The organism is Nocardioides sp. SRI_004 (assembly GCF_057586415.1).
Window position 1 is genome coordinate 175,746 of the sequence record NZ_JBYCZV010000001.1, and the last position, 25,985, is coordinate 201,730.

Consider the following 25,985-nt stretch of genomic DNA (forward strand, 5'->3'; position numbering starts at 1 on the left):
CGATCCGGGCTGCCGATCGAGTCAGCACGACCTTCAGTAGGCGTAGCCGACTTGCTGGATGACGACCTTGGCCTGGCCCTTGATGTCGCGTCCGGTGATCGTGTTGCCCACGACCATGTCGACCACTCCGTCATCCCCGCGGTTGACCCGAGTCCAACCGAGGCTGCTGATCTTCCACTCGCCGTCCTTGTAGTAGCGGCCGCGGATGTCGTCGGCGCGCTGTGTCGTGCCCGTGGCGAAGACGCCCTCGCAGTCGGAGGTCGCCTTGAAGTTCTGGGACGCCCCGAGACTCACGTGGGTCATCTTGGGGGCGAGGGCGCACGTGAAGGTGCCGGCCTCGGCTGCCGGGGAGACAGTGGCGAGGCTGGCGATCGCGAGGCCGGCCGTGACGGCGCACTTGACGAGAGTGTTCATGGATTCCTCCGAGCTGTGACATGAACCACAAGGGGCGGCTGCAGCGTAACAGCGGATTCGGCGACAGATCGGTGAATCTTCTCAAGAACGAGAATTTTGCCGAGCGGAGGACGGGCGTCGACGCGACGGCACTCGTCAGCTGCGCAAGGCCTCCATGGGTGAGATGGAGCCCGCCTGGATTGCGGGAAGGATGCCCCCCAGGCCCGCGGCCCCCACCCCGCCCGTGATCGCGGCCAGTACCCAGCGTGGGTCGACGATCAGCTCCAGGCCTTGGCCGGCACACCACAGCGACAACCCGAGCAGCCCGACCGCCGCGCCGATGACCGAGGCCAACGCGCCTGCCAGCAATGACTCCACCAGGATAAGGCCGGCGAGCCGACGTCGGGACCAGCCCAGCGCGGAGCGTAGGCCCAGCTCGCGTATCCGGTAGGCCACCGTCATGGCCAGCGTGTTGGCGACTCCGATGAGACCGACCACGCCCACGAAGACGCCGAGCCCGATGCCGAGCATGCGCAGCTGGTCGCCCACCTGCTGGGGTAGCCGGGCCGAGTCGGGCGGGGTCGCGTTGTGCAGCAACATCACGTTTCCGGGATCGAGTGCCGAGAGGGCGAACGCCGCCACCGGCGCGGCCGAACCAGGGCGTACTCCGATCAACAGCCGGACGTTCTCCCCAGCGCCGAGAGCGGCGTCGGCGGCAGGTCGGGTCATGATCACGCTGCTGTTCACGTAGGCATAGGTCGGGGGCGCCTCGAGGATGCCCCGGACGTCGTACTCCCGGCCGTCGACCTCGACGCGGTTGCCGCCATCGAGGTCCAGGCCCACCCCCAGTCGGGCGGCGGCGTCCTGCCCGAGCCAGACACCGGCCGGCGCCTGGCCGAACGCCGCACCTGCGGTCGACCGGGCTCGGATGAGGTCCAATCCGGGCGCGTCGGCAACCACCACCGGGACGACGGTCGTGGTGTCGGACGCGCCCGCACGCGCGACGGCGACGTTGTCGCGCCAGATCGACAGCTCCCCGGCCCCGGCGGTGACCGACAGCGAGAGGACCTGCTCCCGGCCTTCCTCCGGGAAGCCGGACTCGGGGACATTGCGCCCCGCGATCACGACGGTGCTGGCACGTTGCTGGTCGAAGGCCCGGTCCACCTTGACCTGCTGGGTGTCGGCGAGTGTCACCGCACTGACGACGGTCGCCACACCGATCAGGATCCCGAACATCAGGGCGACGGTCCGCATCGGCTTGACCGTGAGCGAGGCGTAGGCGTCCCTCGCTAGCAACGCAAGTGGATACGGGGCGCTCACGCGGACACCCGGCCATCCACCACGCGGACCACCCTCGCGGCGTAGTCGGTGATGCGCGGGTCGTGGGACACGACGATCAACGTGACACCGTCCGCGGAGAGGCCGAAGAGCAGCTCCAGAACGGCGGCTCCGGTGGCCTGGTCCAACGAGCCGGTGGGCTCGTCGGCGATCAGGAGACGCGGTGCCTTGACCAGTGCGCGAGCCACCGCGACGCGTTGGCGCTCGCCACCAGAGAGGGTGGCGGCCCGCTGGCCGACACGTTGCTCGAGCCCGACCTTGGCCAGCGCCTCCTCCGAGCGCTGCACCACCACCTTGCGGGACACGGAGGTCGACACCACCCCCAAGGCGACGTTCTCCAGCACCGTTCGCTCGTCCATCAGGTGCGCCGACTGAAAGACGAAGCCCACGTTCGTGGCGCGGAAGGCGGCGAGCCCCCTGGGCGACCGGGCGGTCATCGGTTCGCCGTCGAAGAGGTAGTCGCCGGTCGACGGGCTCTGGAGTCCGCCGATGATCGAGGCCAGCGTTGTCTTGCCGGCGCCTGACGGACCTGTGATCGCGATCTGCTCGCCGGTACCGATCTGCAAGGACGTCGGATGGAGCACGGTGCGCGAGACTTCCCCGGACACCTCGAAGCCGACGTCGCCCAGCTCGATCAGGCTCATCGGTCCTGCCCCAGTCCGACGTAGGCCCCGAGCTGGACGCGGAGCCCGTCGGACAGTCCGTCGCCGGACACGACCACGGTCCCGTCACGTTCCTCGACGACTGTCACCGGGACGTCCGGCCCGCCGTCCGCGGGGCGCACTGCACGATCACCACTCGGGGCGTCGAACAGGGCCAGCGACGGTACGGCGAAGTCGCCCGCCGACTCGGCGACCACCGTCGCCGTCGGTGAGCCCAGCCGTGGGGGACGCCGCGCGGACCTGGCTTCGTCGGGCGACGTGGAGACCACCAGCACGACGACAACGACGGCAAGACTCACGACGAACGCGACCAGCAGGCCTGCGCCGAACCGCCGGACCCGGCCTTGTCGCTGCATGCGAAACCCCCGAGGCTCCCGTGTCGACGCGTCGGGCCGGGACACTACCAGTGCCGAGATCGCCCCGGGGCGTCGCCGGCGCGACATTTTTTAGAACCCTTGTGGGCCGTGATGGGAGGTGTTACAAAGTGGCTCCACATCGAGACAGCGGGGTTTCAGATGCGAAAAATCGCAGCGGGTTGCGTAGCAGGACTTCTGTTGATCGTCGGGACATTCATGGCGCCACCGACCGCCAACGCCGCTTGGGGAAGCTTCCTGAGCGCCAACAAGTACTACACCGTCCAAGGCATGCAGATCCTCGTGTCCGGGTCTGGCTACCAGTACAACTGGGGCTGTGGCCTCAAGGACTGCGACCAGGTCAGCCAGGTCTACGGATTCATCGGCCGGACCGGCGGGGAGGTCAAGGGCAACAAGGCCCGTATCAAGGTTCAGACCACGTTCACCGGTGCGCAGATGGGCTTCTCCGTCGGCGGTTCGATGAGTGGACCTTCTGGTTCGGCGAGCGTGTCCCCGCTGTCCAACGGATGCGGGATGTCGGAGTGGTACGAAAGCCGCCTCAACTCTCGACAGGTCAGCATCGACAACGGTGACGGCGTCTTCTGCAAGGCGAGCACCTACGCCTGGATCTGCTCCGTGAAGCTGACCGCCCAGGGCGCGATCCGTTTCGGCGACCAGTGGATCGGCAACAGCGCGTCCGACACCGAGGACGTCGGCTGCTGAACACCATCGAAGCGCGGCGCCTGCGTACTGTCGTTGCAGCGGGCGCCGCGCTCCTCCTCGCGACCTTGGTCGTCGTCACGCTGCACGAACGGGACAGCTCCGCCGAGCCGCCCGGTGCCGCGTGGGTCGCGCGCACCGGGACGATGATCGCGCAGTCCCTGAACGTCGGCCCGCCGCCGCACCTGGTGGTGCCGCCGAGCGACGTCGATTCGTATCGCATGGCCCAGGCGGTCACCGCTCTGGCTCGTTTCGGGGAGCTCGAGGACCGCGACTGGGATGAGTTCGACCAACGTGTGTCGAGCAGTCTCAAGAGCGAGCTGGCCGATGGCTACGCGGGGCCCTTCAGCCTGGGAGCGCAACTGGTGACTGCGTCGCAGGCCGCCGGCCGGTCCTACTCCCGAGACGTGGACGCGTCGCTCCGTGGGCTTGCGCAGAGGGGCGCCGACGACGACATCTACGACCTGGCTGCGGCGGCCCTCGTCCAGCAGTGGGCCGCGCAGGAGGGTGAGCCGGTCGCCGGTGCGCTCCCGGCCCGCGACGTACGACGGGCCGTGGCGACGGTCGGGTGCCGAGGCTCCGAGGCGCTCTTCCTCCAGGCCACGTTGGTCCGGGTCGAGGTGACCGACACGGGCTGCGACCAGGCTCAACGCGACTCCATGGTCGACGACGAGATCGCGACCCTGCGTTCGGTCCCGACGAAGGAGCCGCTCTCCGGTGACACGGCGCTCCTTCTTCGTGCGACCGGCGCCGTGGCCCGGACGCCCGTGCAGGCTGCGGCGGTCAGCGGTCTCAAGTCCACCTTTCTCGCCCGCCTCGCCAGAGGCGACGTGGTCGATCCGCTGACGGTGACGTTCGCCCTGTCGGAGACGCCCGGTGAGGGTCACATCTCCACCGAGCTCGCGGCGTACCTGCGCTCGGTGCTGGCCATGGGTGGTCCGCCGGTCGTCCAGCGGCTCTCCCCGAGCGCCGCAGCGGCTGTTGCTCGCACGCTCGACCTGGCCGGCCGCAAGGTGCCCGCGGGTTTGCTCGTCGATTCTGCCGACCTCCCGACGGAGCCACGAGCCCGCGTGCTCCTCGCGCTGGGGGCGACCTCTGCAGAGGCGGAGAGCATGCTGGCGGTCGCGAGCCCTCCGAAGGATCGGGGCCAACCGGTGACAGGCGTCTTCCAACTGCTGCTGCGCGACGGAGCATCCCTGTGCTCCCGGTGGGGCTCCTCCGCGGTCCGCGTTGCGCGGGACACCAGCAGCACTCTGGTCGATCGCAGCCTCGCCTACCGCTACGCCCAGAGCTGCGGTCGGGAGGACCCGCCGACGCTGCAGGCCATCAGGACCGATTGGGAAGGCCTCGAGGAGTCCGACCTGCGCGCCGTCTTCACGAAGCAGGCGGTCGCCTGCGCGCTCCAGTTCGGCAAGCTCCGCCCGCCTGCTCGCATCTGGCGTGAGTGGGGATCAGCCGCACAGCAGTCCGGTGGTGTGAACGACGAGACCGGCGACTTCGACGTCTCCCAGACGCTGATGATGACCGTGCTGCTCACCGACCCCGGCACCGTCTGCACGGAGGGCGTGTACGGCTAGCGGGGTTCGGCCAGCCCGCGGTGGTGGGTCACCGGTAGTTGGTGAACTGCACCGCGAAGTCGTAGTCCTGCGCCTTGACCAGCTGCTGGACCGCCTGCAGGTCGTCGCGCTTCTTCGAGGAGATGCGCAGCTCGTCGCCCTGGATCTGCGCCTTGACGCCCTTCGGGCCCTCGTCGCGGATCAGCTTGGAGACCTTCTTGGCGTCCTCGGAGCTGATGCCCTCCTTGAGGGTGATCCCGATCTTGGACACCTGGCCGGACTGGCGCGGCTCGGAGGCGTCGAGGATCTTCAGCGACTGGTTGCGCTTGATCAGCTTGTCCTGGAAGACGCTCAGCACCGCGCTGGCGCGGTCGTCGGCGGACGCGCTGATCTCGATCGCGTGCTCGCCCTTCCACTCGATGCTGGCGCCGGTGCCCTTGAAGTCGAAGCGGGTCGCGATCTCGCGGGCGGTCTGCCCGAGCGCGTTGTCGACCTCCTGGCGGTCGATCTTGCTGACGATGTCGAAGGAGGAGTCGGCCATGGGTTCGTCACCTGCGCGTCGTTGAGGTTTTCGGTTGGACGGTGTTGCTGCGCTATTGTTTCGCGTCGTCGCCGACCTTCCAACTCAGGAGACGCTCCGTAGGCAGGGAGCGGGTCGGAGGCACAACCCGGCAGATTGCCCGAGCGGCCAAAGGGAGCTGACTGTAAATCAGCCGGCATTGCCTACGTAGGTTCGAATCCTGCATCTGCCACGGGTACGACGAGGGGCCCGGTCCACTGGACCGGGCCCCTCGCGCATCTCTCGGGACCGCTCAGGAGAGCGGGTGGTTGGCGACGAACACGCGGCCGGGGTCGACCTCGTCGCGGAGCCGGCACAGCGCGGCCCAGTCGTAGCCGTCGTAGAACCGGCTGGCTTCGACCCGCGTCTCGGCGAAGGTCGGGACGAGGGCGACCCGCGACCATGCCGACATCGCCCGGACGACCGAGAAGGCGGCGGCGCGGCCCGCGACGGCGGCCTGCGGCGTCGGCGCGGGCGCAAGGCACATCAGGGCGTACTCGCCGCTGACCGACGACAGGACGCCGCCGCCCGCCACGGGCTTCGCGAGCTGGCCGCCCAGGTGGCGGAGCTCGGCGAACATGAGGCCGCTGCGGGTCCCGGGACCCACTTGGGCGAGGAACGCCTCGACGGCGGCGTCGTCGAGCGGACCGAGGACGCTGTGGTCGGCGACCGCCGGCGTCGGGCCGGGCGGGTCCATGTGGACCTGGAGCAGCGCCGGGGCCGGGATCCGGCCGAAGGTGTCCATCTCCGGGGAGAGCGCCCGCAGCGGGGCGAGGACCTCGGCCGCCCGCTCGTCGGTCTCGAGGATCGCGCCGTCGATGACGACCAGGTCCCGCCCGGAGAGGAAGGGCGGCAGCTCCGGCAGTGGCGGGAAGCTCATCACCCGCAGCGACGTGGTGGCGCTGTCGGGGGCGGTGCGGCTCCACTCGGTCCAGGTGCGGACCACCTCGGGGGCGCGCTCGCGGTCCCACAGCAGCATGCCGGCGAAGACGTCGGCATAGGGCAGCAGGCCGAGCTCGACCGCGACGACGATGCCGAAGTTGCCGGCGCCGCCTCCCCGCAGCCCCCAGAACAGGTCGCGGTCCTCGTCGGCCGTCGCCCGCCGCAGGTCGCCGTCGGCGGTGATCACCTCGACGGCGCGCACCGAGTTGGCCGCGACGCCGTGCCGACGGGCGTAGAAGGACAGTCCGCCACTGAGCACGTAGCCCACCACGCCGACGTCGCCGGCCGAGCCGTGCAGCACGGACCGGCCGTGAGCGGCGGCCGCGACGGCGACGTCCTGCCACAGGGTGCCGCCGAGGACCCGGACGGTGCCGGCGGCAGCGTCGACGCTGACGCCGGTCAGCTCGTGCAGCCGGACCAGGACGACGTCGGCCAGCGAGCCCTCGCCGAGCGCGGCCGCGCCGTGGCCGGTGCTCTGCGGGGCGACCCGGAGTCCGGCGGCGACGGCCGCGCGGACCACGTCGCTGACCTGCTCGATCGTGCGCGGGACCGCGACGGCGGCCGGCCGCTGCTCGACCGCCAGGTTCCAGGGGGTGCTGGCGGCGTCGTACCCGGGATCGCCGGGGAGGTGCACCTCGCAGCCGCTGTCGAGCGTGGACAGGGTGCTGGTGTCGGGGGTGGTGGTCATGGTGGAGCCTTCGTTCTCTCGGGTGCCTGACGCCGAGAACGATCAGGTCCGGGAACGGTCGCGAACCATCCCCGATCCGTGGGGAAATCATGACCCCGCGCTCTGGGGGCGGACCAGACCCAGAAATATGGGATACCGCGCCGCGGCGGGTTGCTCCACACTTCTGGCATGGCGGTGCGTGCTCGGGGCGCGGACACACGAAGGGCCTCGAGAGATGACGACCAGCGGACTGACTGCTGAGCGCGTGCGGCAGGACGTCGACGTCGTCGCGCGCGCGGGACTGGACCTCGAGTCCTTCCTGGAGGAGGCCGTCGCGTCGATCCAGCGGGCCGTGCCGTGGGTCAGTGTCTGCATCGGCACGCACGACCCGAGCACCCACATGCTCACCAGCGCCCGCAAGTACGGCGATCTCCGGGTCCGCAACAGCCACGACCACGAGTTCGGGCTGATCGAGTACGGCACCGTCGAGGAGACGTCGTTCACCGAGCTGGCGCGCGGCCAGGTCGCGGCCGCCGGGGTCCACCTCGTGACGGGCGGCGAGGTCGAGCGCTCGTTCCGCCTGTCGACGTTCATGAGGCCCAACTTCGGCTACGGCGACGAGGCGCGGATGGCCTTCCGTGACGGCCGCGAGGTCTGGGGCGCGATGGCGCTCTTCCGCGGCACCGACGACGACCCGTTCGACCAGGCGGAGGTGGACTTCCTCGGCTCCCTGTCGACCGCGCTGGCCCACGGGGTGCGGGCCGGCATGCTGACCCGGCTCGCCGACGTCGTACCGGTGGCCGAGGCGCCCAGCACCGGTCCCGCCGTGATCATCGTCGGCCCGGACGACCAGATCACCCAGATGACGCCGGCCGCCGAGCAGCGGCTCGGCGAGCTCGTCACCGGCCCCGCCCACTGCGACCCGCTGTCCCCGATCGCGGCCCTCATCGGCGCCGCCCGTCGCTACGCGCGCGGCGAGTGGGACCGGATCCCGCGGTGCCGGCTGCGCACCGTGTCGGGCATGTGGCTCGTGCTGCAGGCCGGTCCGCTCAGCTCGTTCGGTGACCGCGACGGCGACGTGGTGATCACCATCGAGGAGGCGCGCCCGCCGGAGATCGTCGCGCTGGTCGTCGCCGCGTTCGGGCTGACCCCGCGCGAGCGCGACGTCACCCAGCTGGTGCTGCAGGGCGTGGACACCAAGGAGATCGCGCGGACCCTGCACCTGTCGGCGTACACGGTCCAGGACCACCTCAAGTCGGTCTTCGACAAGGCCGACGTGCGCTCGCGGCGCGAGCTGATCGCGCGGATCTACTTCGACCAGTACGTCCCGCGGATGGGCGGCGAGCTGGCGCCGTCGGGCTGGTTCGCCTGACGAACCGCCGGACGCACTGCTCATGGCGCACGACTGAGGCCCGCCGTGGGAAGACGGGCCCCAGCGTCCGGCCGGCCGACGCTGCTCAGCGCAGGACGGGGAACCGCCGGACGAGCGACGTGCGTGCCCAGGCAGCGCCGAGGCCCCAGGTGTCGCCGGCGAGGGTGAGGGCGAGGACGACGAGCGCGACCGCGCCGATCAGGTGGTCGTCGATGACCGGGTTGTTCTCCAGCGGCATCGAGGCGAGCCACATCAGCAGGTAGAGGGCGCCGCCGGTGACGGCGGTGATCCGGACGCCGATCCCGAGCACGAGGGCCGTGCCGATGCCCGCGAGCCCGATCATGAACAGCCAGTCCGCCCAGGCGTCACCGGCCATGCCGGTGAAGAAGTCGTGGAACGGGTTGTCCGCCGGGACGCCGAAGGTCAGGAAGCCGAAGGTCGGGCTGCCGCCGTGGATCCAGGCGTCGGGGCCGAAGCGGTCGACCGCTCCGGTCTCGCCGTTGACGCCGGTGGCGTAGCCGAGCGCCAGCAGCTTGTCGAAGAAGGCCCACAGGAAGGTCAGGCCGAAGCCGAGGCGCAGGACGGCGAGGCCGCGCCGGGCCGCGCCGTCGGTGACGATGTCGCGCTCGACCATGGTGGCGAGGTGGGTGGGGCGCTGCAGGAGGGCCATCACTGCTCCTATGTCCGGGGACGATCCCCTGTCCGTGGCGGGTGCTTGCAGCACCAGCCTCGTGCAGCGCCCGGCCGGCCGGCAGGGCCACGATGCCGTCCCCGCGGGGGACCTTCGGCCCTCGGACGTCGTCAGCCCGGGAAGGCGACGACCTCGCCGACCACGGCCACCCGGACCCGGTCGCCCGCGGCGGGCACCGAGTCGGCCGGGGTGCGGGCGGCGACCTGCTCGCCCGTCTCGAGCCGCAGCCGGATGGTCGCGTCGTGGCCGAAGAAGCTGACGTCGACGACCTCGCCCGGCGTCCCGGTGCCGTCGGTGCGGATCTGGAGCTGCTCGGAGCGGACGGCCAGCTGGGCGGGGCCGGTGGCCACGTCGCCCGCCTTCACGGCGACCTCACCGAGCGCGCAGCTGCCGCGTCCGCCGCCGGTGATCCGACCGGGCAGCAGCGTGGCGTGGCCGATGAAGGAAGCCACCCGCGGGTCGGCCGGCTGCAGGTAGACCTCGGCGGGCGCCGCGACCTGGAGGAACTGGCCCGCGGCCATCACCGCCACCTGGTCGGCGAGCGAGAGCGCCTCGCCCTGGTCGTGGGTGACCAGCACGGCCGCCGCCTCCGCCGCCCGCAACGCGCGTACGACGGCCCGGCCGGTCTCCTCGCGCAGGCCCGCGTCGAGGGAGGAGAACGGCTCGTCGAGCAGGACGAGGCTGGGGCGCGGCGCCAGCGCCCGCGCGAGGGCGACCCGCTGCTGCTGGCCGCCGGAGAGCTGGTGGGGGAACCGGGTCGCGAGCTCCGGGGCGAGCTCGACCATCGCCAGGGCCTCGTCGACGACCGCGGCTGCCGAGCGCCGCTCGCTGCGGGGGAGGCCGAAGGTGATGTTGCGGGCGACCGTCAGGTGCGGGAAGAGCGCGCCCTCCTGCGGGACGTAGCCGATGCCGCGCTTGCGGGCCGGCACGCTGCGCCCCTTGCCCACGACCCGCTCCCCGGCGACGTCGATCGTGCCGGCGCTCGGCTCGACGAAGCCGGCGACCGCCCGCAGCAGGGTCGTCTTGCCGCAGCCGGACGAACCGAGGATCGCGGTCACGCCGGACGTGACGGTCAGGTCGATGCCGCGGAGCACGGGCTCCTTGCCGTAGCCGGCCTCCAGCGCGCGGATCTCGAGTGCGGTCATCGGTCGCTCCTGATGGAGAGGCGGGCGAGCAGCCAGGTGGAGGGGACGGAGAGCAGGACCAGGGCCAGCGCATAGGGCGCCGCGGCGCCGTACGCGATCGACGAGGCGTCGGACCAGAACTTCGTGGCGAGCGTCTCCGTGCCGATCGGGGCGAGGAGCAGGGTGGCGGTCAGCTCGGTCGAGACCGCGAGCGCGACGAGCGCGGCGGCCGACGCCAGACCGGGTACGACGAGCGGCAGGGTCACCCGGCGCGCCACCTCCGGTCCGCTGCAGCCGAGGCTGCGGGCCACCTCCTCGAGGCCGGGCGGCACCAGCTCGAAGGTCCCGCGCACGCTGACGACGGCGCGGGGCAGGAAGAGGATCAGGTAGCCGGTCAGCAGCAGCGCGAGGGTCTGGTAGAGGTCCGGCACGACCCGGATCGACACGGTCACCAGCGCCAGCGCGATCACGATGCCCGGCATCGCGCTCGCGGTGTAGACGCTGCGCTCGATGGCGGTGGTCAGCAGGCCGCGGTGCCGCACGGCCAGCCACACGACGGGCACCGCGGCGGCCGTGGTGACCGCGCCACCGAGGACCGCGAGCAGCAGGGTGTTGCCCAGCGCGCTGGTGAGCTCGCCGCCCTCGAGGCCGCTCGACGTGCCGCGGACCAGCCACCGGACGAGCGCGTAGACGGGCACGGCCAGCGACCACGCGACGAGCGCGGCCAGGCCGGCGCCGACGACCGGGCGCAGCCGGCCGAGCCGGACGGGGGTGGCGGCGCGGCTGGTGCCGGCGCCCACCCGACTGCGCGGCCGGTGCCCGCGCAGGAGCACCTCGATGCCCAGCAGGAGCAGGCAGAAGGTGACCAGGACGAGGGCGAGCAGGGTCGCCTCGGGGCCGTTGAAGACGGTGGCGTACTGCTGGAGGATCGCGGTCGTCAGGGTCGGGTAGTTGAGGAGCTGCAGGGCGCCGTACTCGGCGAGCAGGTGCAGCCCGACGAGGAGCGCCCCGCCGAGGACGGCGGGGCTGACCGCCGGCAGGGTCACCCGCAGGAAGACCTGCCACGGGCCCTTGCCCAGAGCGGTCGCGACCTCCTCGACGGCCGGGTCCAGCCGGCGCAGCGCCGCGACCGTCGGCAGGTAGACGAGCGGGTAGTAGGACAGCGTCACGACCATCACCGCGCCGGGGAAGGACTGCACCGCGTGGGTCGTGGACACCCAGCCGAAGCCGTTGACGAACGCGGGGACGGCCAGCGGTGCGCACAGCAGTCCGTGCCACCAGCCCCGGCCTCGTACGTCGGTCCGCTCGACCACCCAGGCGCCGGCGACCCCGACCAGGACGCTGGTCAGCACCCCGACCAGCAGGAGGCGGGTGGTGTTCCACAGCAGCTCGCCGATGCGTGGCCGCCACAGGAAGTCGGCGGCCTCACCACCGCCGAGCTCGGCGGTGGTGAAGAGGACGTAGCCGAGCGGGACGAGGGTCAGCGCCGCGATCGCCAGGCCGACCAGGAGGAGCGGCGGGGTGGGCGCGGCGACCCCTCGCGGCCGCGTGGCTGCGAGGGGTCGTCGCGTGCTGGTCCCGTCGGTCAGAGGAAGCCGACCTCGGTCATCAGGTCAACGACCTTCTTCGAGTCGAGGTCGGACACGTTGACCTCCGGGGGCTGCAGCTTGCTGAACTTCTTGGTCACGCCCGGGAGCTCGACGGCCGGGTTGAGCGGGTACTCCAGCGCGTAGCTGTCGGCGAGGACCTGCTGGCCCTTCTCGCCCACGAGGAACTCGATGAACTGCTCCGCCTCGTCCTTCATGTCGCTCGACTTCAGCACACCGGCGCCGGAGACGCTGACGAAGGCGCCCGGGTCCTGGTCGGTGAAGTAGTACTGCGCGGAGTGGTCGCTGACGTCGCCGTTCTCCTTGCGGTCGCGCTCCCAGTAGTAGTGGTAGACGATGCCGACCTCGACCTCGCCGGAGTTGACCTGCTCCAGCACGACGTTGTTGCCGTCGAGCACCTTGCCGTTGGCCTTGATGCCCGCGAGCCAGGCCTTCGTCGCGTCCTCGCCCTCGAGGTCGAGCACCGCGGCGACGATGGCCTGGAAGTCCGCCCCGGCGGGGGAGAAGGCGATGCGGCCCTTCCACTCCGGCTTCGCGAGGTCCATCAGCGACGCCGGCAGGTCGGACTCCTGCACCTGGTCGGTGTTGTAGACGAGGACGGTGGAGCGCGCGACGAAGCCGGTCCAGAGGCCGCTCGTGGGCCGGTACTGCGCCGGGATCGGCGCGACGAGGTCGGCCGGGAGCTTCTCGAACAGCCCGGCGGCCTCGACCTGCGACATCGCCGGCGAGTTCTCGGTCAGGAAGACATCGGCGGGCGACGCGTCGCCCTCCTGGACCAGCTGATTGGACAGCTCGAGGTCCTTGCCGTTGCGCAGCTCGACCTCGATGCCGGTCTCCTCGGTGAACTTCGGCGCCAGCTCCTCGAGCAGCTGCTCGTGCTGGGCGTTGTAGATCACGAGCTTGGGCTCGTCGTCGCCGCAGGCGGCGAGGAGCGGGGCGACCAGCGTGAGGGCCGCGGCGCCGAGGACGGCGCGCACGAGCTGCTGCTTGTTCATCAGGCTTCCTGTCGGGTGAGTTGGTGGCGAGCGTAGTGAGGTCGGATCCGGTCGGTCAGCCCGGCCCAGGACGCGGCCTGGGCCCGCTCGACGACGCGCCAGGCGAGCACGCCGACGGCCAGCGACGCGAGCAGGCCGCCCAGCGGCCAGTGGTCCTCCAGCCGCGGGTAGACCTGCCAGTGCGTGAGGTAGATGTAGAGCGATGCGCTGGCGAGCGTCCCGGTCGCGCCGACGAGCACCCGCGGCCACGGCACCGTCGGCAGCCAGACCAGCGCCAGCAGGCCGACCGCGATGATCAGGTCGCGGCGGGTGTCGCCGGTGAGGTCCCACGTGCCGAGCAGCAGCAGGCCGGCCGCCACGGCACGCTGCGGGACACCGCGCGCGACCGCCGCCGCCCAGCCGCCGGCGAACAGCCAGGCGACGAAGAGCGAGGAGTGGATCACGTCGCCGTCGTACGACGCCAGGTCGGCCCACCACCGCGGGACGAGCGCCAGGGCGGTCAGCGCGGCGGCGAGCCCGAACCGGTGCCGCCGCTCGAGCGCCATGACCACCGGCACCGACGCGAACAGGCCGGCGCCCAGCGCGAGCAGCAGCACGACCTCGACGAACCAGAAGTGCCAGGCCGGCTCGGACCAGTCGGCGCCGCCGAGGACGTCGTTGAGCAGGAGGACCGTGCGCCACGGGTACATGCCGGTGGCCACGTGGACCGCGCCGATCCACGCGATCGAGGGGACCGCGATGCGGGCGGCGGACCGGACGACGCGCCGGACGCGCTCGCGGGAGTCCTCGTCGGTGAGGTGGAAGCGCGCGAAGTTGGCGCCGGCGACGGCGAGCAGCACGTGTGCACCGCCGACCAGCACCCAGAGGTTGGTGTGGGAGCCGACGATCATCACGATCGCGAGTGCCCGCAGCGGGATCGTGGTGTCGACGCGGGCGAACCACCGGTGCCGCCGGGCCCGCGTCGCCCCGTCCGCCCCGCCCGCACCGTCCGCGCCGTCACCGGTGCGGTCGAGGAGCGCGAGGTCGGCGATCGTGCGCCGCTGCCAGTCCGACGGGAGCCGGCCGAGGCGCTGCTCGAGGCGGAGCGAGAGCTCGACGTAGGACAGGGAGTCGCCGCCGAGCGTGACGAACGAGTCCTGGGGGCCGACGACGTCGCGGCCGAGGACGCGGCCGTAGAGCCGGACCAGCGACTGCACCGGCGAGCCGGGCCCGGTCTCGGGAACCGGCTGCAGGCGGGCGAGGGCCTGCTGGTCGAGCTTGCCGTTGGCGAGTCGGGGCAGGTCGGCGACCGGCACGACGCGGACGGCGTGCGGCGGCAGCCCGGTGTCGCCGGACACGGTCGCCGCCACCTCGGCCAGCACGAGCGCGTCCGGCTCGCCCGGGACGGCGACGACGAGCTGCTCCGCGTCGGACGCCTCGGCACACCCGGCGTCGTGGCCGCCGAGGCCGAGCAGGGTCTGCACGCGGTCGAGGTCGATCCGCTGGCCGAAGAGCTTGGCGAAGCGCGAGCGCCGCCCGACGATCTCGACCAGCCCGTCGGCGGAGATCCGGGCGAGGTCGCCGGTGCGCAGCTCGTCGAGGTCCGCGCCACGGGCCAGGTCGAGTGGCGACTCGGCGTAGCCCATCATCACGTTGGGGCCGGCGTACACGAGCTCGCCGACGTCCGGGCCGGCACCCTCGACGGGGTCCAGCCGGAACGAGCCGCCGGGGATCGCGACACCGACGGCGTGCGGGTGGGTGCTCGCCAGGTGGGGCGGCAGCCAGGCCATCCGCGCCGTCGCCTCGGTCTGGCCGTACATCACGACCAGATCCCAGCCCTCGGTCTCGCCCTGTGCGCCGAGGGCGCGCACCCGCTCGGGTGCCATCCGGCCGCCGGCCTGCGTGACCTGGCGCAGCGTCGGCAGCTGCGGCCAGCCGGTCGAGCCGAGCAGGTCGAAGGTGTACGGCACCCCCGCGAAGGACGTCACGCCGTGCGACCGCGCGTCGGCCCACAGGCCCGGCTCGGTCACCGACCGGTCGTCGAGCAGCACGGACGCGCCCGCGGCGAGGTGGCTGTGCAGCACCGACAGGCCGTAGCAGTAGTCGAGGGGGAGCGTGGTCAGCGCGACGTCGTCCTCCCGGAGCCCCAGGTACGACGCGATGGCGGCCGCGTTGGCGTCCAGGTTGGCCGCCGACAGCCGCACCAGCTTGGGGGACCCCGTCGAGCCCGAGGTGCTCAGCAGCAGCCGGAGGTCCGGGTGGAGCACCGGCGCGAGCGTGCCGGTCGGGCGCCAGCCGCCGGCGTCGTACTCGATGGAGGTGCCGTAGGCGGCGGCGAGCGCGGGGTCGCGGGACAGGAGGGTGGCGTGGCCGCCGGTGAGGGCGGCGAGCCACGCGACGACGAACTCGACGGTGGGCTCGGGGCGGAGCCGGACGAGGTGGCGCCGGCCCTGCGCGGTCAGCGACTCGAGCGCGGTGCGGGCGTCGGCGACCCGGCGGTTGAGCTCGGCGTAGCTGACCGAGCGGCCGCCGGCGTGGAGGGCGGGCGCGTCGCCGTGGCGCGCGAGGTCGACGGCGAACCCCGCCACGACCTGTGCACCGGCTGTGCCTTTCCCCATGACAGGAAGGCTAAAGCAAGGCTGCCCTCAGTACAGAAAGCCTGTCCTAACTTGTGGGCGGCTCAGCCCTGCGGCGTGAGCAGGAACACGGGGATCACCCGGTCGGTCCACTCGACGTACTTGTCGTAGTTGGGCCACACGGTGACCATGTGCGCCCACGCCTTCTCCTTCTCCGCGCCGGTCAGCTCGCGCCAGGTGCAGGTGTGGTGACGGCGGTGGTAGTCGATCTCCACGGTCTCGGCGGCGCGGAGGTTCGCCGACCAGACGGGCGGCTTCGGAGCGCCGAACGAGGAGCCGGCGATCAGCCAGCCGCCCTGCCACGGGACGCACAGCAGGGGCGTCGAGCGCGAGATGCCGCTCTTGCGGCCCTTCACGGTCAGCAGCAGGCTCGGCAGCCCGGCGAGGCCGACGAGGCTGACCCGGCGCCTCGTGAGGCGCTGGAGGTGCTGGTCGGTCCACGTGATCTGGGGGAGCAGGCGCGGCATCCACGGCTGGGCGCCGAGCTTGATCGCGACGGGGGTGAACAGGCCCATGCGGCGAACCCTAGATGAGTGAGTGCAAGGGAGCGTGCGAGAACTTGGACTCACTCATCTGGTGTCCCTGCTTGCGGACTTCGCCGTTCCCACCCGCGCCGTTGCCCGTTCGTTCAACCGCCCGACGCCGGGCCGCCCTACGGTCCGCTTCGTGATCACGCGTGGGCTCCTCGGCGGGGTGCTGGTGTTCCTCGGCGGTCTCGTCACGGCCACGCTGCCGCAGTCGACCCCCGTCCTGCGGATCGCCGTGCTCGGCTCGATCCGCGGTCACGAGGTCGGCCGGATGGCGGGACTGGTGCTCGTCCTGGCCGGTCTCGGCCTGCTGGCGAGCGCCTGGCTGCGGCTGTGCCGCACCGTCGCGGTCGGCGACCGGGAGACCGGCGACACCCGGGAGGGCGTCGCGCTGGTGCGCTTCGCGTCGGCCGTGTGGTGCGCGCCGCTCGTGCTCGCCCCGCCGCTGTTCTCCCGCGACGGATGGTCCTACGCCGCCCAGGGCATGCTCGCCAGGGTCGGGCTCTCGCCCTACGAGTGGGGTCCCGGCGCGCTCGCGCCCGACAACTTCCTGCCGCTGCCGACCTGGCTGACCGCCCCGCCGATCGTGCAGGCCGTCGACCCGCTGTGGTGGGACACCGCGACGCCCTACGGCCCGGTGCCGGTGTTCTTCGGCGCCCTCGCCGCCGGTACGACGGGCAACCCGTGGGCCCTCGTGGTCGCCCACCGAGGCCTGGCGCTCGTGGGCCTGGCGCTCCTCGCCTGGTCGGTGCCGCGGCTGGCCGCCTGGACGGGGGCCAACCCGGCGATCGCCTCGGCGGTCGTGCTGGTCTCGCCGCTGATGATCGCCAACGGCGTCGCCGGGCTGCACAACGACCTGCTCATGGTCGGCCTGATGGCCGCCGCGCTCGTCGTGGCTGCCGAGCGCGGCTGGGCCTGGGGCGCGGTGGTCGCCGGCTTCGCCGCGGGGGTGAAGGTGCCCGGGGGACTGGTCTGCGTCGGCATCGCGCTCGTGTCCCTGCCCGTCGGCGCGGCGCTGCTGCCGCGACTGCGCCGGCTCGCGTCGGTGGGCGCCGTCGCGGTCGGCACCCTGCTCGGCCTCGGCGTCGTCACCGGCCTCGGCAACGGCTGGCTGCACGCCCTGACCGTCCCCGGCGAGGTCAACACCCCGCTGTCGGCGACCACGCTGGTCGGCGGCATCCTCGACTTCCTGGCCCTCCACCTCGGCATCCCCACCGGCCCCGCCTTCTTCCGCGACCTCGTCCGCGCCCTGGGCCTGCTCACTGCCCTGGGCATCGGGGCGTGGGTGGCGCTCGGGTGGCGGACGGGCGAGCGGCGTACCGCGCTGGCAGGGGTCGCCACGGCCGGTGCCGCCTTCGTGCTGCTCTCCCCGGTCGTGCACCTCTGGTACTTCCTGATGCTGCCGCCGTTCCTCGCCACCCAGAGGCTGCGCCCGCACGCCATGGGCGCCCTCGTCGGCATCTCGATGCTGCTCGGCCTCGTCGCGCCGCTCGACTCCTCGCTGCACGGCGCCTACTACGCGATCGTGCTCGGCTCGATGACCGTCGCGCTGCTGATGCCGGTCCTCCTCCTCACCCGCAGCGCCCGCGAGTCCGTCGCCCGCGTCGTGGCCCCGCTCGCCCCCGCCCGCCCACCCGCCGAGGTGTGAGGGTTTCTCCGCCGAAGTGTGAGGGTTTCTCCGCCGAAGTGTGAGGGTTTCTCCGCCGAAGTGTGAGAGTTTCTCCGCCGAAGTGTCAGGGCTTCTCCGCCGAAGTGTCACTTCTGCACGGTCGAGGTGTCAGGCGCTGAGCACCCCGACCCGCTCCCCGGCGTGCAGGGCGAGCATCCGGGCGACGGTGCGGTCCCAGCCGAACTGCTCCGCGCGCTGACGCGCCGCCCGTCGTACGACGTCCTCGGGGCGCGCCGCGAGCCGCTGGACGGCATCGGCGAGGGCCGCCGGGGTCGGGCTTCCCCAGGCGCCACAGGCGCGGTCGACGAGCTCGCGCGCGCCTCCGCGGTCCGCGGTGACCACCGGCGTGCCGCAGGCGAGCGCCTCCAGCACGGCCAGGCCGAAGGTCTCGCCGGGACAGACGGACAGGGCGACGTCGGCGGCGGCGATGCGGTCGCGCAGCGCGTCGCGCCCGTCGACGTACCCGTGGAAGTGGACGGGCGCGCCCTCCGCGATCTCCTCGAGCTCGTCGCGGTGCGGGCCCTCGCCGTACACGTCCATCCGCAGCGGTACGCCGCGCCGGTGCAGCTCGACGGCAGTCGCGACGGCCAGGTGCGGGGACTTCTCCCGGGAGAGCCGGCCGGCGTGGACGAGCCGCAGCTCCCGCCTGCCTGCCCGCGACTCCCGTGGGACGGGACGGAAGGTGTCCAGGTCGACGCCGAGCGGCACCCGCTCGACGGGGCACCCGGCCGCGGCGGCGACCAGCCGGAACTCCTCCTCGGCGTAGCGCGAGGTCACCACGACGGTGTCGAAGCTGCGGACCAGCAGCCGGTTGAGCAGGCCGATGGAGACCTTCGAGGTGGTGTCGAGGCCGGAGCGCATCGCGAACATGTCGCCCATCCGCTCGTGGGACAGCAGCACCGACCGCACCCCGTTGCGCCGCGCCCACCAGGCGACGGGCAGCAGGGTCAGCTTGTCGCTCCACTCGACGCTGGTCGGCTGCCAGCGCTCGAGCACCTCCGTCACCCGCCAGGGCTCGACGATCAGCCGGTAGCCGCCGCCGACGCGGGGTGCGCGGACCTGGACCACCTCGCCGAGCTCGGTCGACGTCACGGTGTCGACCGGTCCGGGGATGACGAGGAGTCGCTCGGCTCCCGCGTCGACGTACCCCCGGCCGAGGTGCTCGATCGCGGTCCGCATGCCCCCGGAGGTGGCTCCGACGAAGTTGGCCAGCTGGGCGATCCGCACGGGGCCACGATGACGACAGCGGATGAACTGATGCCCACCACACGGTTGACGGGCGCGGAAGGATACTGAGGTGTGAGCAATCCCGAGAAGGACCCGGACCCGGTCGTCTGCGAGAGCCGTCAGGCGGCGGGCGTGGAGCTGATGACGCCGCGTGAGGTGCCGCTCGGCGGCCCCCGTGCGATGCCGGTACGCCGCACGCTGCCGCAGCGGCACCGGTCGCTGATCGGTGCCTGGTGCTTCCTCGACCACTACGGCCCGGACCTGGTGAGCGAGAGCGGCGGCATGGAGGTCGCGCCCCACCCGCACACCGGGCTGCAGACGGTCAGCTGGCTGTTCACGGGCGAGATCGAGCACCGCGACAGCGCCGGCAACGTCGCCATGGTGCGCCCCCAGGAGGTCAACCTGATGACCGCCGGCCGCGGCATCAGCCACTCCGAGGTGTCGACCCCGGAGACCACGGTCCTGCACGGTGCCCAGCTCTGGGTCGCGCTGCCCGACGCCGACCGCGACACCGACCCGGGCTTCGAGCACTACGCGCCCGAGCAGGTCGCCGGTGACGGCTGGCGGGCCCACGTCTTCCTCGGCTCGCTGCTCGGCGACAGCTCGCCGGTCGCGACCTTCACGCCGCTGCTCGGGGCCGAGGTGGTGCTCGACCCCGGCACGACCCTCGTGGTCCCCGTCGACGAGACCTTCGAGCACGGGGTCCTCGTCGACCTCGGCTCGGTCACGGTCGGTGACCTCGACGCCAAGGCGTCCGACCTCGCCTACGTGCCGACGGGCGCCCAGGAGATCCGCCTGGTCGCCGGCGACGAGGGCGCTCGCGTGCTGGTGCTCGGAGGCCCGCCGTTCGGAGAGTCGATCGTGATGTGGTGGAACTTCGTGGGCCGCACCCACGACGAGATCGTCGACTACCGCGCCGCCTGGCAGGGCCAGATCACCGACCCGGACTCGGGGGAGGTGCTGCCCGACAGCCGCCTCGTCGCGCCGGGGCGGTTCGGCGTCGTACCCGACCAGCCGCTGCGGCCCATCCCCGCGCCCGGCCTGCCGAACGCCCGCCTGCGAGAGCGCCGGTGATCGCTGGCCTGACCTGGCTGGTGGGGTTCCAGCTCGTCGGGGAGCTGGTGGTGCGCGTCGCCGACCTGCCCGTGCCCGGCCCGGTCGTCGGGATGCTGGTGCTCTTCGTCTTCCTCCGCCTGCGCCGGTACGACGACAGCCGCTCGCTCGTGCGCGCGGGCTCCGGCCTGCTGCGCCACCTGCAGCTGTTCTTCATCCCGGCGGGCGTCGGGGTGGTGGCGTACTGGTCGGTGCTCGGCCGCGACGCCCTGCCGATCACGGTCGCGATCCTCGGCTCGTGGTTCCTCGGACTGGTCGCGGTGGCCTGGACGGCGGTGCTCCTCGAGCGGTTGCTCGGCAAGCCCCGCGACGACCTCGGGGCCGACCCGACGGCACCGGGGGCGGCGTGAGCAGCCCCCTCGACGCGGCCCTCGAGGTCGCCCGCTCGCCGCTCGGCCTGCTCGGCGTCACGCTGGTCGGCTACCAGCTGGGCCGGTGGGTCCAGGAGCGCACCGATGGCCACGCGGCCGCGCAGCCGGTGCTCGTGGCGGTCGCGGTCGTCGGTGCCGCGATCACGCTGCTCGACGTCGACTACCCGTCGTACCGCTCGGCCACCGAGCTCGTCGCCTTCTGGCTCGGCCCGGCGACGGTCGCGCTGGCGATCCCGCTGCACCGCCAGGCCGACCGGCTCAAGGGCTTCGCGGTCCCGATGCTGGTCGCCGTCACCGTCGGTGCCGTCGTGTCGATCGTCTCGGCGGTCCTGCTGGCGCGGGCGCTGGGCGCCGACGAGGAGCTGGAGCGGACGCTCGCGCCGAAGGCGGCGACGACCCCGGTCGCGATCGCGGTCACGGAGTCGCTCGGCGGGATCCCGCCGCTCGCCGCGGTGCTGGTGATCCTGATCGGCATCGTCGGGGCCGTCATCGGCCCGTCGACCCTCAACCTGCTCCGCGTCCGGGACCGACGGGCCCGGGGGCTCGCGATCGGCGCGGTCTCCCACGGGGTCGGTGCCTCCCGGATGCTGCGCGAGGACGAGACGGAGGGGGCCTTCGCCGGGCTGTCGATGGGCCTGACCGCGCTCGCGATCAGCCTGCTCGTCCCGGTGCTCGCCCTGGTGCTGTTCTGACGCGCGAAGTGTGAGGCTTTCTCCGTCGAGGTGTGAGGGTTTCTCCGTCGAGGTGTGAGGGTTTCTCCGTCGAGGTGTGACTCCGTGCGGCCGCCGCTGGGGACCATCGCACACCTCGGTGGAGAAACCGGCCCACTTCGGCGGAGAAACCGGCCCACTTCGGCGGAGAGGACCGCACACCTCGCGGCCACCAGAAGCCTCCGAAACTCCGACCGTGGTCGGACGCCTGGGCGTCGCCGAGCCGTTAGTTTCCCTGCATGCGCGTGCACTCCTTCACCGACGATGCCCTCGGCGACCTCGACGCGGTCGGCCTGGCCGAGCACCTGCGGGCCGGCAAGGTCTCGCCCCTGGAGGTGGTCGACGCGGCCGTCGCCCGGCTCGGGACGGTCGACGACCACCTGAACGCGATGGCCTACACGGCCGTCCAGCGGGCCCGCTCCGAGGCCCGCAGCGTCCAGCCGGGGAGCTCCTTCTTCGCGGGCGTGCCCACGCTGGTGAAGGACAACGTCGACGTCGCCGGCATGCCGACCCGCTCCGGCACGGACGCGTGGGAGCCGCGGCCGATGAGGAAGGACGGCGACTTCGCCGCGATGTACCTCGCGACCGGGATGGTCGCGCTCGGCAAGAGCCAGCTGTCGGAGTACGGCTTCAGCGGGTCCGCGGAGCACCCCCGGCTCGGCGCCGTACGGACGCCGTGGAGCACCGAGCACTCCGCCGGCGCCTCGAGCTCCGGCTCCGCGGCGCTGGTCGCCGCGGGTGTCGTCCCGATCGCCCACGCCAACGACGGCGGCGGGTCCATCCGCATCCCGGCGGCCGTCAACGGTCTCGTCGGCCTGAAGCCCACCCGTGGCCGGCTGGCGCAGGACAAGGTCTTCCGCGACATGCCGATCCGGATCGTGTCCGACGGCGTCGTGACCCGCTCCGTGCGTGACACGGCCGCGTTCTACCGCGAGGCCGAGCGGATCCACCGCACCCTCGAGCTGCCGCCGATCGGCGACCTCACCCGCCCCGGCAAGCGCCGCCTGCGGATCGCGCTGAACACCTCGGGTGTCGGCCGCGGTGCCGACGCCGCGACCAAGGCGCTGACCGAGCAGATCGCCGCGCTGCTGGAGGACCTCGGCCACACGGTGACCGAGTCCGACGTCCCCGTCGGGCCGTCGTTCGCCGACGACTTCCTGCTCTACTGGGCGCTGCTGGCGCAGGCGATGCTGGCGATGGGCCGACCCGCGCACGGGCGCACGTGGGACCGCTCCCGCCACGACAACCTCACCCTCGGCCTGGCCCGTCACGCGCGCCGCAACCTGCACCGGGTGCCGGGCGCGATCACCCGCCTCAAGCGGGCGGCCGCACAGGCCGAGCTCTACTACGAGCGGTACGACGTCGCGCTCACCCCCACCCTGGCCACCGAGACCCCGAAGATCGGCCACCTCGACCCGACCCAGTCCTTCGACGTGATCATGGACAAGCTGCTCGACTGGGTGGCCTTCACGCCGTGGCAGAACGTCACCGGTGCCCCCGCGATCTCCCTGCCCCTCGCGACCACGGCGGGCGGGCTCCCGCAGGGGATGATGTTCGGCGCCGCGCCGGGCCACGAGGCGCTCCTGATCGCGCTCGCCTACGAGCTCGAGGAGGCCCGGCCGTTCGCCCGGATCCAGGCGTAGAACCCCTGCCTCGCGCGCGAAGTGCACGCCGATTTCGCGCCGCACGGGGGCCCGTATATAGTTCTCCGGCGTTGCCCCTTTAGCTCAGTCGGCAGAGCGTCTCCATGGTAAGGAGAAGGTCTACGGTTCGATTCCGTAAAGGGGCTCTGGGAGCCAGGGTCCGCCGATCCGAGCCGGAAACGGCCCGGGGAGGCGGGAGCCCTGCCGCCCCTGGCGGGGTAGCTCAGGTGGTTAGAGCACACGGCTCATAATCGTGGTGTCGCGGGTTCGAGTCCCGCCCCCGCTACGCCAGATGACGAAGCAGCACCAGCAGTACCCCCAAGACGCATCCAGAAGGACTTCCCGTGGCCAGCAAGAGCTCTGACGTTCGCCCCAAGATCACGCTTGCCTGCGTGGACTGCAAGGAGCGCAACTACATCACGAAGAAGAACCGGCGCAACGACCCCGACCGCATCGAGCTGTCGAAGTTCTGCCCGCGCTGCCGCAAGCACACCGCGCACCGCGAGACCCGCTGATCGCAGCGCTCGCCGAGCGCTCCGAAGGCCCGTCGCCCCACCGGGGTGGCGGGCCTTCGTCGTGCTCCCGCGCGCGCCGGCCGCACTGACTCGCGAGTAGCCGGAGGCCCCGACTAGGGTCGGGCCATGCCGAGCGACTCCCTCGTCGGACGCGCCTTCCCCCCGACGCAGCCCACGACCGTGACCGAGGAGGCCGTCCGGGCCTTCGTCGACGCGGTCGGTGGCAGCACCGGCGACGCCGTCCCGCCGACCTTCCCCATCGTCGTCACCTTCGCCGCGCTCCAGGACTTCCTCGCGGCCGAGCAGATCGAGCTGTCCCGCATCGTCCACGGCGACCAGCGCTTCCGCTACGAGCGCCCCGTCGTGGTCGGTGACGTGCTGACCGCCACGCTCACCGTGACCGGCGTCCGCTCGATCGGCGGCAACGACATCATCAGCACGTCGAGCGAGATCACCGACGCCTCCGGCGCCGTCGTGTGTACGGCGACCGCCACCATCGTCCACCGCGGAGGTGCCGCATGAGCGAGCTGACCAGCGGGGCCGAGCTGCCCGCGATCACCTACGACGTGACCCGCGCCGACCTGGTCGCCTACGCCCACGCCAGCGGCGACCACAACCCGATCCACCAGGACGAGGAGATCGCCCTCGCGGTCGGCCTCCCCGGCGTGATCGCCCACGGGATGTACACCCTGGCGCTCGTCGGCCGCGCGGTCGGCGAGTGGACCGGGGGAGCCGAGGTCGTCGAGATCGGCGCGAAGTTCGTCGCGCCGGTCGTCGTACCCGCTGAGGGCGCGGCGCGGGTGACCCTGGCCGGGACCGTCGGCGAGCGCACCGACGACGGCCTGCTGCCGCTCGCGCTGACCATCACCGTCGACGGCACGAAGGTGCTCGGGGCGCCCAAGGCCGTCGTCCGTGCCTGACCCCACGCTCGCCGACCTCACCACCCTGCGGCTCGGCGGCCCCGCCGGCCGCTACGTGCCGGTGGCGGACGCCGACGCCCTCGTCGCGGCCGTGACCGAGGCGGATGCCGCCGGGGAGTCGGTGCTGCTCGTCGGCGGCGGCAGCAACCTCGTCGTGGCCGACGAGGGCTTCGCCGGGACGGTCGTCCACCTCGTCGGCGGCGGGGTGCACGTCGACGGGGACGCCTGCGGCGTCGCCAGCGTGACCGTCGCCGCGGGGGAGCCGTGGGACGGCTTCGTGGCGCGCGCGGTCGCGGAGGGCTGGGTGGGCGTCGAGGCGCTCTCCGGCATCCCCGGGACCACCGGCGCCACCCCGGTGCAGAACGTCGGCGCCTACGGCCAGGAGGTGGCCCAGACGATCGCCCGCGTGCGGGTCTGGGACCGCGTGCTCAAGGGCCAGCGCACCTTCTCCGCCGAGGAGTGCCGCTTCGCCTACCGCCACTCGCGGTTCAAGGCCGACCCCGCACGGCACCTCGTCCTCGACGTCACCTTCGAGTTCCACGCCGGCGAGCTGTCCGCGCCGGTCGCGTACGCCGAGCTCGCCCGCACCCTCGGCGTCGAGCAGGGGGAGCGCGCACCGCTGGCCGAGGTCCGGGAGGCCGTGCTCGGCCTGCGCCGCGGCAAGGGGATGGTGCTCGACGCGGCCGACCACGACACGTGGAGCGCAGGCTCGTTCTTCACCAACCCCATCGTCGACCCTGCGCTGGTGCCCGACGGTGCGCCGTCGTACCCGCAGCCGGACGGGAGCGTGAAGACCAGCGCCGCGTGGCTGATCGACCACGCCGGCTTCGGCAAGGGCCACGGCCTCGACCGGCCGGGGGCGCGGGTCTCGCTGTCGACCAAGCACACGCTGGCGCTGACCAACCGCGGCGGCGCCACGACGGCCGAGCTGCTCGACCTGGCCCGCGAGGTCCGCGACGGGGTGCGCGAACGGTTCGGGATCACCCTGGTCAACGAGCCGGTGCTGGTCGGCACCAGCCTCTGACGGCTCAGGCGCCGGTGCTGAACACCGCGGCCAGGAAGACGAAGAACGCCAGGATCAGCAGCAGGCCGATCACGCCGAGGACCACCCCGATGATGCCGGTGACGAGGCCGGCCGTCGCGACGCCCTCGCCGCCGTACTGCCGCGGGTTGGCGCGGATCTCGCGTCGCGAGCGCACCCCCAGCCAGATCGCGAACGGGGAGCAGGCCGCCGCGACGAAGGTGATCAGGAGGAACGGCGTCAGCAGGATCCCCGCGATCCCGACGATGCCCAGCACGAGCGACGTGGTCGCGAGCTGGTGGGTCGGGGCGCCGAAGGCGACGTACTGCTGGTTGACCTGGTAGGGCGCGCCCCCCGGAGGGTTGACCGGGTACGGCGCCCAGCCCGGCCCGCCGGGAGCGCCGGCACCGGGCGCGCCGTAGCCGCCGTACCCACCGCCGGCGGGCGGGGGCGGTGGAGCGCTGTCGTACGACGGGCCCTCGGGCGTCGGCTTGTCGAAGGAGGGGCTGGGTGCGGGCGGGACCATCCGGGTCGGCTCCGCGCCGGGAGCCGCCGCGCCGCCCACGTCGCCGTAGGCCGGGGAGTCGTCGGGGCTCGGCTCCGGGCCGGACGGGGACGCCAGGGGCGGCTGCTCGCTCATGGCCTCATCCTTCCATCCGCGGACCCGGTGGAAAC

General features: G+C 72.5%; 26 protein-coding genes and 3 tRNA genes. 15 read left to right on the plus strand and 14 right to left on the minus strand.

The features are described from left to right. Positions 1 to 33: 33 nt before the first annotated feature. From AC2YHB_RS00905 to AC2YHB_RS00920, 4 genes are all read right to left on the minus strand, one after another. The gene (locus tag AC2YHB_RS00905; RefSeq protein WP_179649193.1) at positions 34 to 414 is read right to left on the minus strand and encodes a hypothetical protein; all 381 of its coding nucleotides are present in this window, start codon (positions 412 to 414) and stop codon (positions 34 to 36) included. Between the two features lie 135 nt (positions 415 to 549). Next, positions 550 to 1,647, minus strand: a complete 1,098-nt coding sequence (locus tag AC2YHB_RS00910) for an ABC transporter permease (RefSeq protein ID WP_179649195.1) — start codon at positions 1,645 to 1,647, stop codon at positions 550 to 552. 62 nt (positions 1,648 to 1,709) lie between these two features. Continuing rightward, positions 1,710 to 2,375: an ABC transporter ATP-binding protein gene (locus AC2YHB_RS00915; RefSeq protein ID WP_179649197.1), complete on the minus strand. Its 666-nt coding sequence runs from the start codon at positions 2,373 to 2,375 to the stop codon at positions 1,710 to 1,712. Further along, on the minus strand, positions 2,372 to 2,749 hold the full coding sequence (locus AC2YHB_RS00920) for a hypothetical protein (RefSeq protein WP_179649199.1): 378 nt from the start codon (positions 2,747 to 2,749) through the stop codon (positions 2,372 to 2,374). Before AC2YHB_RS00920 ends, AC2YHB_RS00915 begins: the two co-directional genes overlap by 4 nt. Positions 2,750 to 2,965: 216 nt before the next feature. Here AC2YHB_RS00920 and AC2YHB_RS00925 point away from each other — a divergent pair, with 216 nt between their 5' ends. Beyond that, positions 2,966 to 3,469 carry a hypothetical protein gene (locus tag AC2YHB_RS00925; protein WP_179649201.1) on the plus strand — a complete coding sequence of 168 codons (504 nt, stop codon included), beginning with the start codon at positions 2,966 to 2,968 and terminating at the stop codon, positions 3,467 to 3,469. A 65-nt stretch (positions 3,470 to 3,534) separates the two neighbouring features. Then, positions 3,535 to 5,043, plus strand: a complete 1,509-nt coding sequence (locus AC2YHB_RS00930; protein ID WP_179649203.1) for a hypothetical protein — start codon at positions 3,535 to 3,537, stop codon at positions 5,041 to 5,043. 28 nt (positions 5,044 to 5,071) lie between these two features. Here AC2YHB_RS00930 and AC2YHB_RS00935 read toward each other — a convergent pair whose 3' ends face one another. Further along, positions 5,072 to 5,563 (minus strand): YajQ family cyclic di-GMP-binding protein, encoded by a 492-nt coding sequence (locus tag AC2YHB_RS00935; protein ID WP_179649205.1) that lies wholly within the window; start codon positions 5,561 to 5,563, stop codon positions 5,072 to 5,074. A gap of 129 nt (positions 5,564 to 5,692) precedes the next feature. Between AC2YHB_RS00935 and AC2YHB_RS00940 the strand changes: the two genes are divergently transcribed. Then, positions 5,693 to 5,774: transfer RNA gene (locus tag AC2YHB_RS00940), tRNA-Tyr, on the plus strand. A 60-nt stretch (positions 5,775 to 5,834) separates the two neighbouring features. On the opposite strand, the gene AC2YHB_RS00945 is transcribed toward AC2YHB_RS00940, so the two are convergent. Further along, on the minus strand, positions 5,835 to 7,211 hold the full coding sequence (locus tag AC2YHB_RS00945) for an FAD-binding oxidoreductase (RefSeq protein WP_179649207.1): 1,377 nt from the start codon (positions 7,209 to 7,211) through the stop codon (positions 5,835 to 5,837). A 214-nt stretch (positions 7,212 to 7,425) separates the two neighbouring features. On the opposite strand from AC2YHB_RS00945, the gene AC2YHB_RS00950 reads away from it, so the two are divergent. After that, on the plus strand, positions 7,426 to 8,562 hold the full coding sequence (locus AC2YHB_RS00950) for a response regulator transcription factor (protein ID WP_036550253.1): 1,137 nt from the start codon (positions 7,426 to 7,428) through the stop codon (positions 8,560 to 8,562). A gap of 85 nt (positions 8,563 to 8,647) precedes the next feature. Here AC2YHB_RS00950 and AC2YHB_RS00955 read toward each other — a convergent pair whose 3' ends face one another. The 6 genes from AC2YHB_RS00955 to AC2YHB_RS00980 all read right to left on the minus strand — a co-directional run bounded on the left by AC2YHB_RS00955 (position 8,648) and on the right by AC2YHB_RS00980 (position 16,109). Beyond that, on the minus strand, positions 8,648 to 9,232 hold the full coding sequence (locus AC2YHB_RS00955; RefSeq protein WP_257026883.1) for a hypothetical protein: 585 nt from the start codon (positions 9,230 to 9,232) through the stop codon (positions 8,648 to 8,650). Between the two features lie 131 nt (positions 9,233 to 9,363). Further along, positions 9,364 to 10,398: an ABC transporter ATP-binding protein gene (locus AC2YHB_RS00960; protein ID WP_179649209.1), complete on the minus strand. Its 1,035-nt coding sequence runs from the start codon at positions 10,396 to 10,398 to the stop codon at positions 9,364 to 9,366. Then, on the minus strand, positions 10,395 to 11,729 hold the full coding sequence (locus AC2YHB_RS00965) for an ABC transporter permease (RefSeq protein ID WP_308645567.1): 1,335 nt from the start codon (positions 11,727 to 11,729) through the stop codon (positions 10,395 to 10,397). Before AC2YHB_RS00965 ends, AC2YHB_RS00960 begins: the two co-directional genes overlap by 4 nt. Before the next feature lie 233 nt (positions 11,730 to 11,962). Beyond that, positions 11,963 to 12,979, minus strand: coding sequence for an iron ABC transporter substrate-binding protein (locus AC2YHB_RS00970; RefSeq protein ID WP_487353288.1), 1,017 nt, complete (start codon positions 12,977 to 12,979; stop codon positions 11,963 to 11,965). Further along, complete coding sequence (locus AC2YHB_RS00975; protein WP_179649212.1) at positions 12,979 to 15,576, minus strand: non-ribosomal peptide synthetase; 2,598 nt, start codon at positions 15,574 to 15,576, stop codon at positions 12,979 to 12,981. The genes AC2YHB_RS00970 and AC2YHB_RS00975 overlap by 1 nt, the downstream gene beginning before the upstream one ends. 62 nt (positions 15,577 to 15,638) lie before the next feature. Continuing rightward, the gene (locus AC2YHB_RS00980; protein WP_179649214.1) at positions 15,639 to 16,109 is read right to left on the minus strand and encodes a nitroreductase family deazaflavin-dependent oxidoreductase; all 471 of its coding nucleotides are present in this window, start codon (positions 16,107 to 16,109) and stop codon (positions 15,639 to 15,641) included. A 151-nt stretch (positions 16,110 to 16,260) separates the two neighbouring features. Here AC2YHB_RS00980 and mptB point away from each other — a divergent pair, with 151 nt between their 5' ends. Further along, a complete protein-coding gene (gene mptB / locus AC2YHB_RS00985; RefSeq protein ID WP_179649216.1) occupies positions 16,261 to 17,769 on the plus strand; it encodes a polyprenol phosphomannose-dependent alpha 1,6 mannosyltransferase MptB in 1,509 nt (502 codons plus the stop codon). Between the two features lie 129 nt (positions 17,770 to 17,898). Here the strand turns inward: mptB and AC2YHB_RS00990 are convergent, their stop codons facing one another. Then, positions 17,899 to 19,017: a glycosyltransferase gene (locus tag AC2YHB_RS00990; RefSeq protein WP_179649217.1), complete on the minus strand. Its 1,119-nt coding sequence runs from the start codon at positions 19,015 to 19,017 to the stop codon at positions 17,899 to 17,901. 72 nt (positions 19,018 to 19,089) lie between these two features. On the opposite strand from AC2YHB_RS00990, the gene AC2YHB_RS00995 reads away from it, so the two are divergent. From AC2YHB_RS00995 to AC2YHB_RS01040, 10 genes are all read left to right on the plus strand, one after another. Next, positions 19,090 to 20,091 (plus strand): pirin family protein, encoded by a 1,002-nt coding sequence (locus AC2YHB_RS00995; RefSeq protein ID WP_308645568.1) that lies wholly within the window; start codon positions 19,090 to 19,092, stop codon positions 20,089 to 20,091. After that, complete coding sequence (locus tag AC2YHB_RS01000) at positions 20,088 to 20,480, plus strand: CidA/LrgA family protein (RefSeq protein ID WP_036550282.1); 393 nt, start codon at positions 20,088 to 20,090, stop codon at positions 20,478 to 20,480. Before AC2YHB_RS00995 ends, AC2YHB_RS01000 begins: the two co-directional genes overlap by 4 nt. Then, positions 20,477 to 21,193, plus strand: coding sequence for an LrgB family protein (locus AC2YHB_RS01005; RefSeq protein WP_179649219.1), 717 nt, complete (start codon positions 20,477 to 20,479; stop codon positions 21,191 to 21,193). The genes AC2YHB_RS01000 and AC2YHB_RS01005 overlap by 4 nt, the downstream gene beginning before the upstream one ends. Before the next feature lie 257 nt (positions 21,194 to 21,450). Continuing rightward, positions 21,451 to 22,854, plus strand: a complete 1,404-nt coding sequence (locus AC2YHB_RS01010) for an amidase (protein WP_179649221.1) — start codon at positions 21,451 to 21,453, stop codon at positions 22,852 to 22,854. A gap of 73 nt (positions 22,855 to 22,927) precedes the next feature. After that, positions 22,928 to 23,000, plus strand: a tRNA-Thr gene (locus AC2YHB_RS01015). 66 nt (positions 23,001 to 23,066) lie between these two features. Next, positions 23,067 to 23,140: transfer RNA gene (locus AC2YHB_RS01020), tRNA-Met, on the plus strand. A gap of 58 nt (positions 23,141 to 23,198) precedes the next feature. Then, positions 23,199 to 23,369, plus strand: coding sequence for a 50S ribosomal protein L33 (gene rpmG, locus AC2YHB_RS01025; RefSeq protein ID WP_028654832.1), 171 nt, complete (start codon positions 23,199 to 23,201; stop codon positions 23,367 to 23,369). Between the two features lie 126 nt (positions 23,370 to 23,495). Beyond that, positions 23,496 to 23,891, plus strand: a complete 396-nt coding sequence (locus AC2YHB_RS01030; protein WP_036550287.1) for an FAS1-like dehydratase domain-containing protein — start codon at positions 23,496 to 23,498, stop codon at positions 23,889 to 23,891. Beyond that, positions 23,888 to 24,289, plus strand: coding sequence for a MaoC/PaaZ C-terminal domain-containing protein (locus AC2YHB_RS01035; RefSeq protein WP_036550289.1), 402 nt, complete (start codon positions 23,888 to 23,890; stop codon positions 24,287 to 24,289). The genes AC2YHB_RS01030 and AC2YHB_RS01035 overlap by 4 nt, the downstream gene beginning before the upstream one ends. Next, complete coding sequence (locus tag AC2YHB_RS01040; RefSeq protein WP_179649223.1) at positions 24,282 to 25,313, plus strand: UDP-N-acetylmuramate dehydrogenase; 1,032 nt, start codon at positions 24,282 to 24,284, stop codon at positions 25,311 to 25,313. Before AC2YHB_RS01035 ends, AC2YHB_RS01040 begins: the two co-directional genes overlap by 8 nt. Before the next feature lie 4 nt (positions 25,314 to 25,317). Here AC2YHB_RS01040 and AC2YHB_RS01045 read toward each other — a convergent pair whose 3' ends face one another. After that, positions 25,318 to 25,950, minus strand: coding sequence for a DUF4190 domain-containing protein (locus AC2YHB_RS01045; RefSeq protein ID WP_179649225.1), 633 nt, complete (start codon positions 25,948 to 25,950; stop codon positions 25,318 to 25,320). Between the last annotated feature and the right edge of the window lie 35 nt (positions 25,951 to 25,985).

What these genes read in the sequence shown, in the direction of transcription:
- AC2YHB_RS00905 (WP_179649193.1), bottom strand. Translation starts at nt 414, where the DNA reads ATGAACACTCTCGTCAAGTGCGCCGTCACGGCCGGCCTCGCGATCGCC.
- AC2YHB_RS00910 (WP_179649195.1), bottom strand. Translation starts at nt 1,647, where the DNA reads ATGCGGACCGTCGCCCTGATGTTCGGGATCCTGATCGGTGTGGCGACC.
- AC2YHB_RS00915 (WP_179649197.1), bottom strand. Translation starts at nt 2,375, where the DNA reads ATGAGCCTGATCGAGCTGGGCGACGTCGGCTTCGAGGTGTCCGGGGAA.
- AC2YHB_RS00920 (WP_179649199.1), bottom strand. Translation starts at nt 2,749, where the DNA reads ATGCAGCGACAAGGCCGGGTCCGGCGGTTCGGCGCAGGCCTGCTGGTC.
- AC2YHB_RS00925 (WP_179649201.1), top strand. Translation starts at nt 2,966, where the DNA reads ATGGCGCCACCGACCGCCAACGCCGCTTGGGGAAGCTTCCTGAGCGCC.
- AC2YHB_RS00935 (WP_179649205.1), bottom strand. Translation starts at nt 5,563, where the DNA reads ATGGCCGACTCCTCCTTCGACATCGTCAGCAAGATCGACCGCCAGGAG.
- AC2YHB_RS00945 (WP_179649207.1), bottom strand. Translation starts at nt 7,211, where the DNA reads ATGACCACCACCCCCGACACCAGCACCCTGTCCACGCTCGACAGCGGC.
- AC2YHB_RS00950 (WP_036550253.1), top strand. Translation starts at nt 7,426, where the DNA reads ATGACGACCAGCGGACTGACTGCTGAGCGCGTGCGGCAGGACGTCGAC.
- AC2YHB_RS00955 (WP_257026883.1), bottom strand. Translation starts at nt 9,232, where the DNA reads ATGGCCCTCCTGCAGCGCCCCACCCACCTCGCCACCATGGTCGAGCGC.
- AC2YHB_RS00960 (WP_179649209.1), bottom strand. Translation starts at nt 10,398, where the DNA reads ATGACCGCACTCGAGATCCGCGCGCTGGAGGCCGGCTACGGCAAGGAG.
- AC2YHB_RS00970 (WP_487353288.1), bottom strand. Translation starts at nt 12,979, where the DNA reads ATGAACAAGCAGCAGCTCGTGCGCGCCGTCCTCGGCGCCGCGGCCCTC.
- AC2YHB_RS00975 (WP_179649212.1), bottom strand. Translation starts at nt 15,576, where the DNA reads ATGGGGAAAGGCACAGCCGGTGCACAGGTCGTGGCGGGGTTCGCCGTC.
- AC2YHB_RS00980 (WP_179649214.1), bottom strand. Translation starts at nt 16,109, where the DNA reads ATGGGCCTGTTCACCCCCGTCGCGATCAAGCTCGGCGCCCAGCCGTGG.
- AC2YHB_RS01010 (WP_179649221.1), top strand. Translation starts at nt 21,451, where the DNA reads ATGCGCGTGCACTCCTTCACCGACGATGCCCTCGGCGACCTCGACGCG.
- AC2YHB_RS01030 (WP_036550287.1), top strand. Translation starts at nt 23,496, where the DNA reads ATGCCGAGCGACTCCCTCGTCGGACGCGCCTTCCCCCCGACGCAGCCC.
- AC2YHB_RS01035 (WP_036550289.1), top strand. Translation starts at nt 23,888, where the DNA reads ATGAGCGAGCTGACCAGCGGGGCCGAGCTGCCCGCGATCACCTACGAC.
- AC2YHB_RS01045 (WP_179649225.1), bottom strand. Translation starts at nt 25,950, where the DNA reads ATGAGCGAGCAGCCGCCCCTGGCGTCCCCGTCCGGCCCGGAGCCGAGC.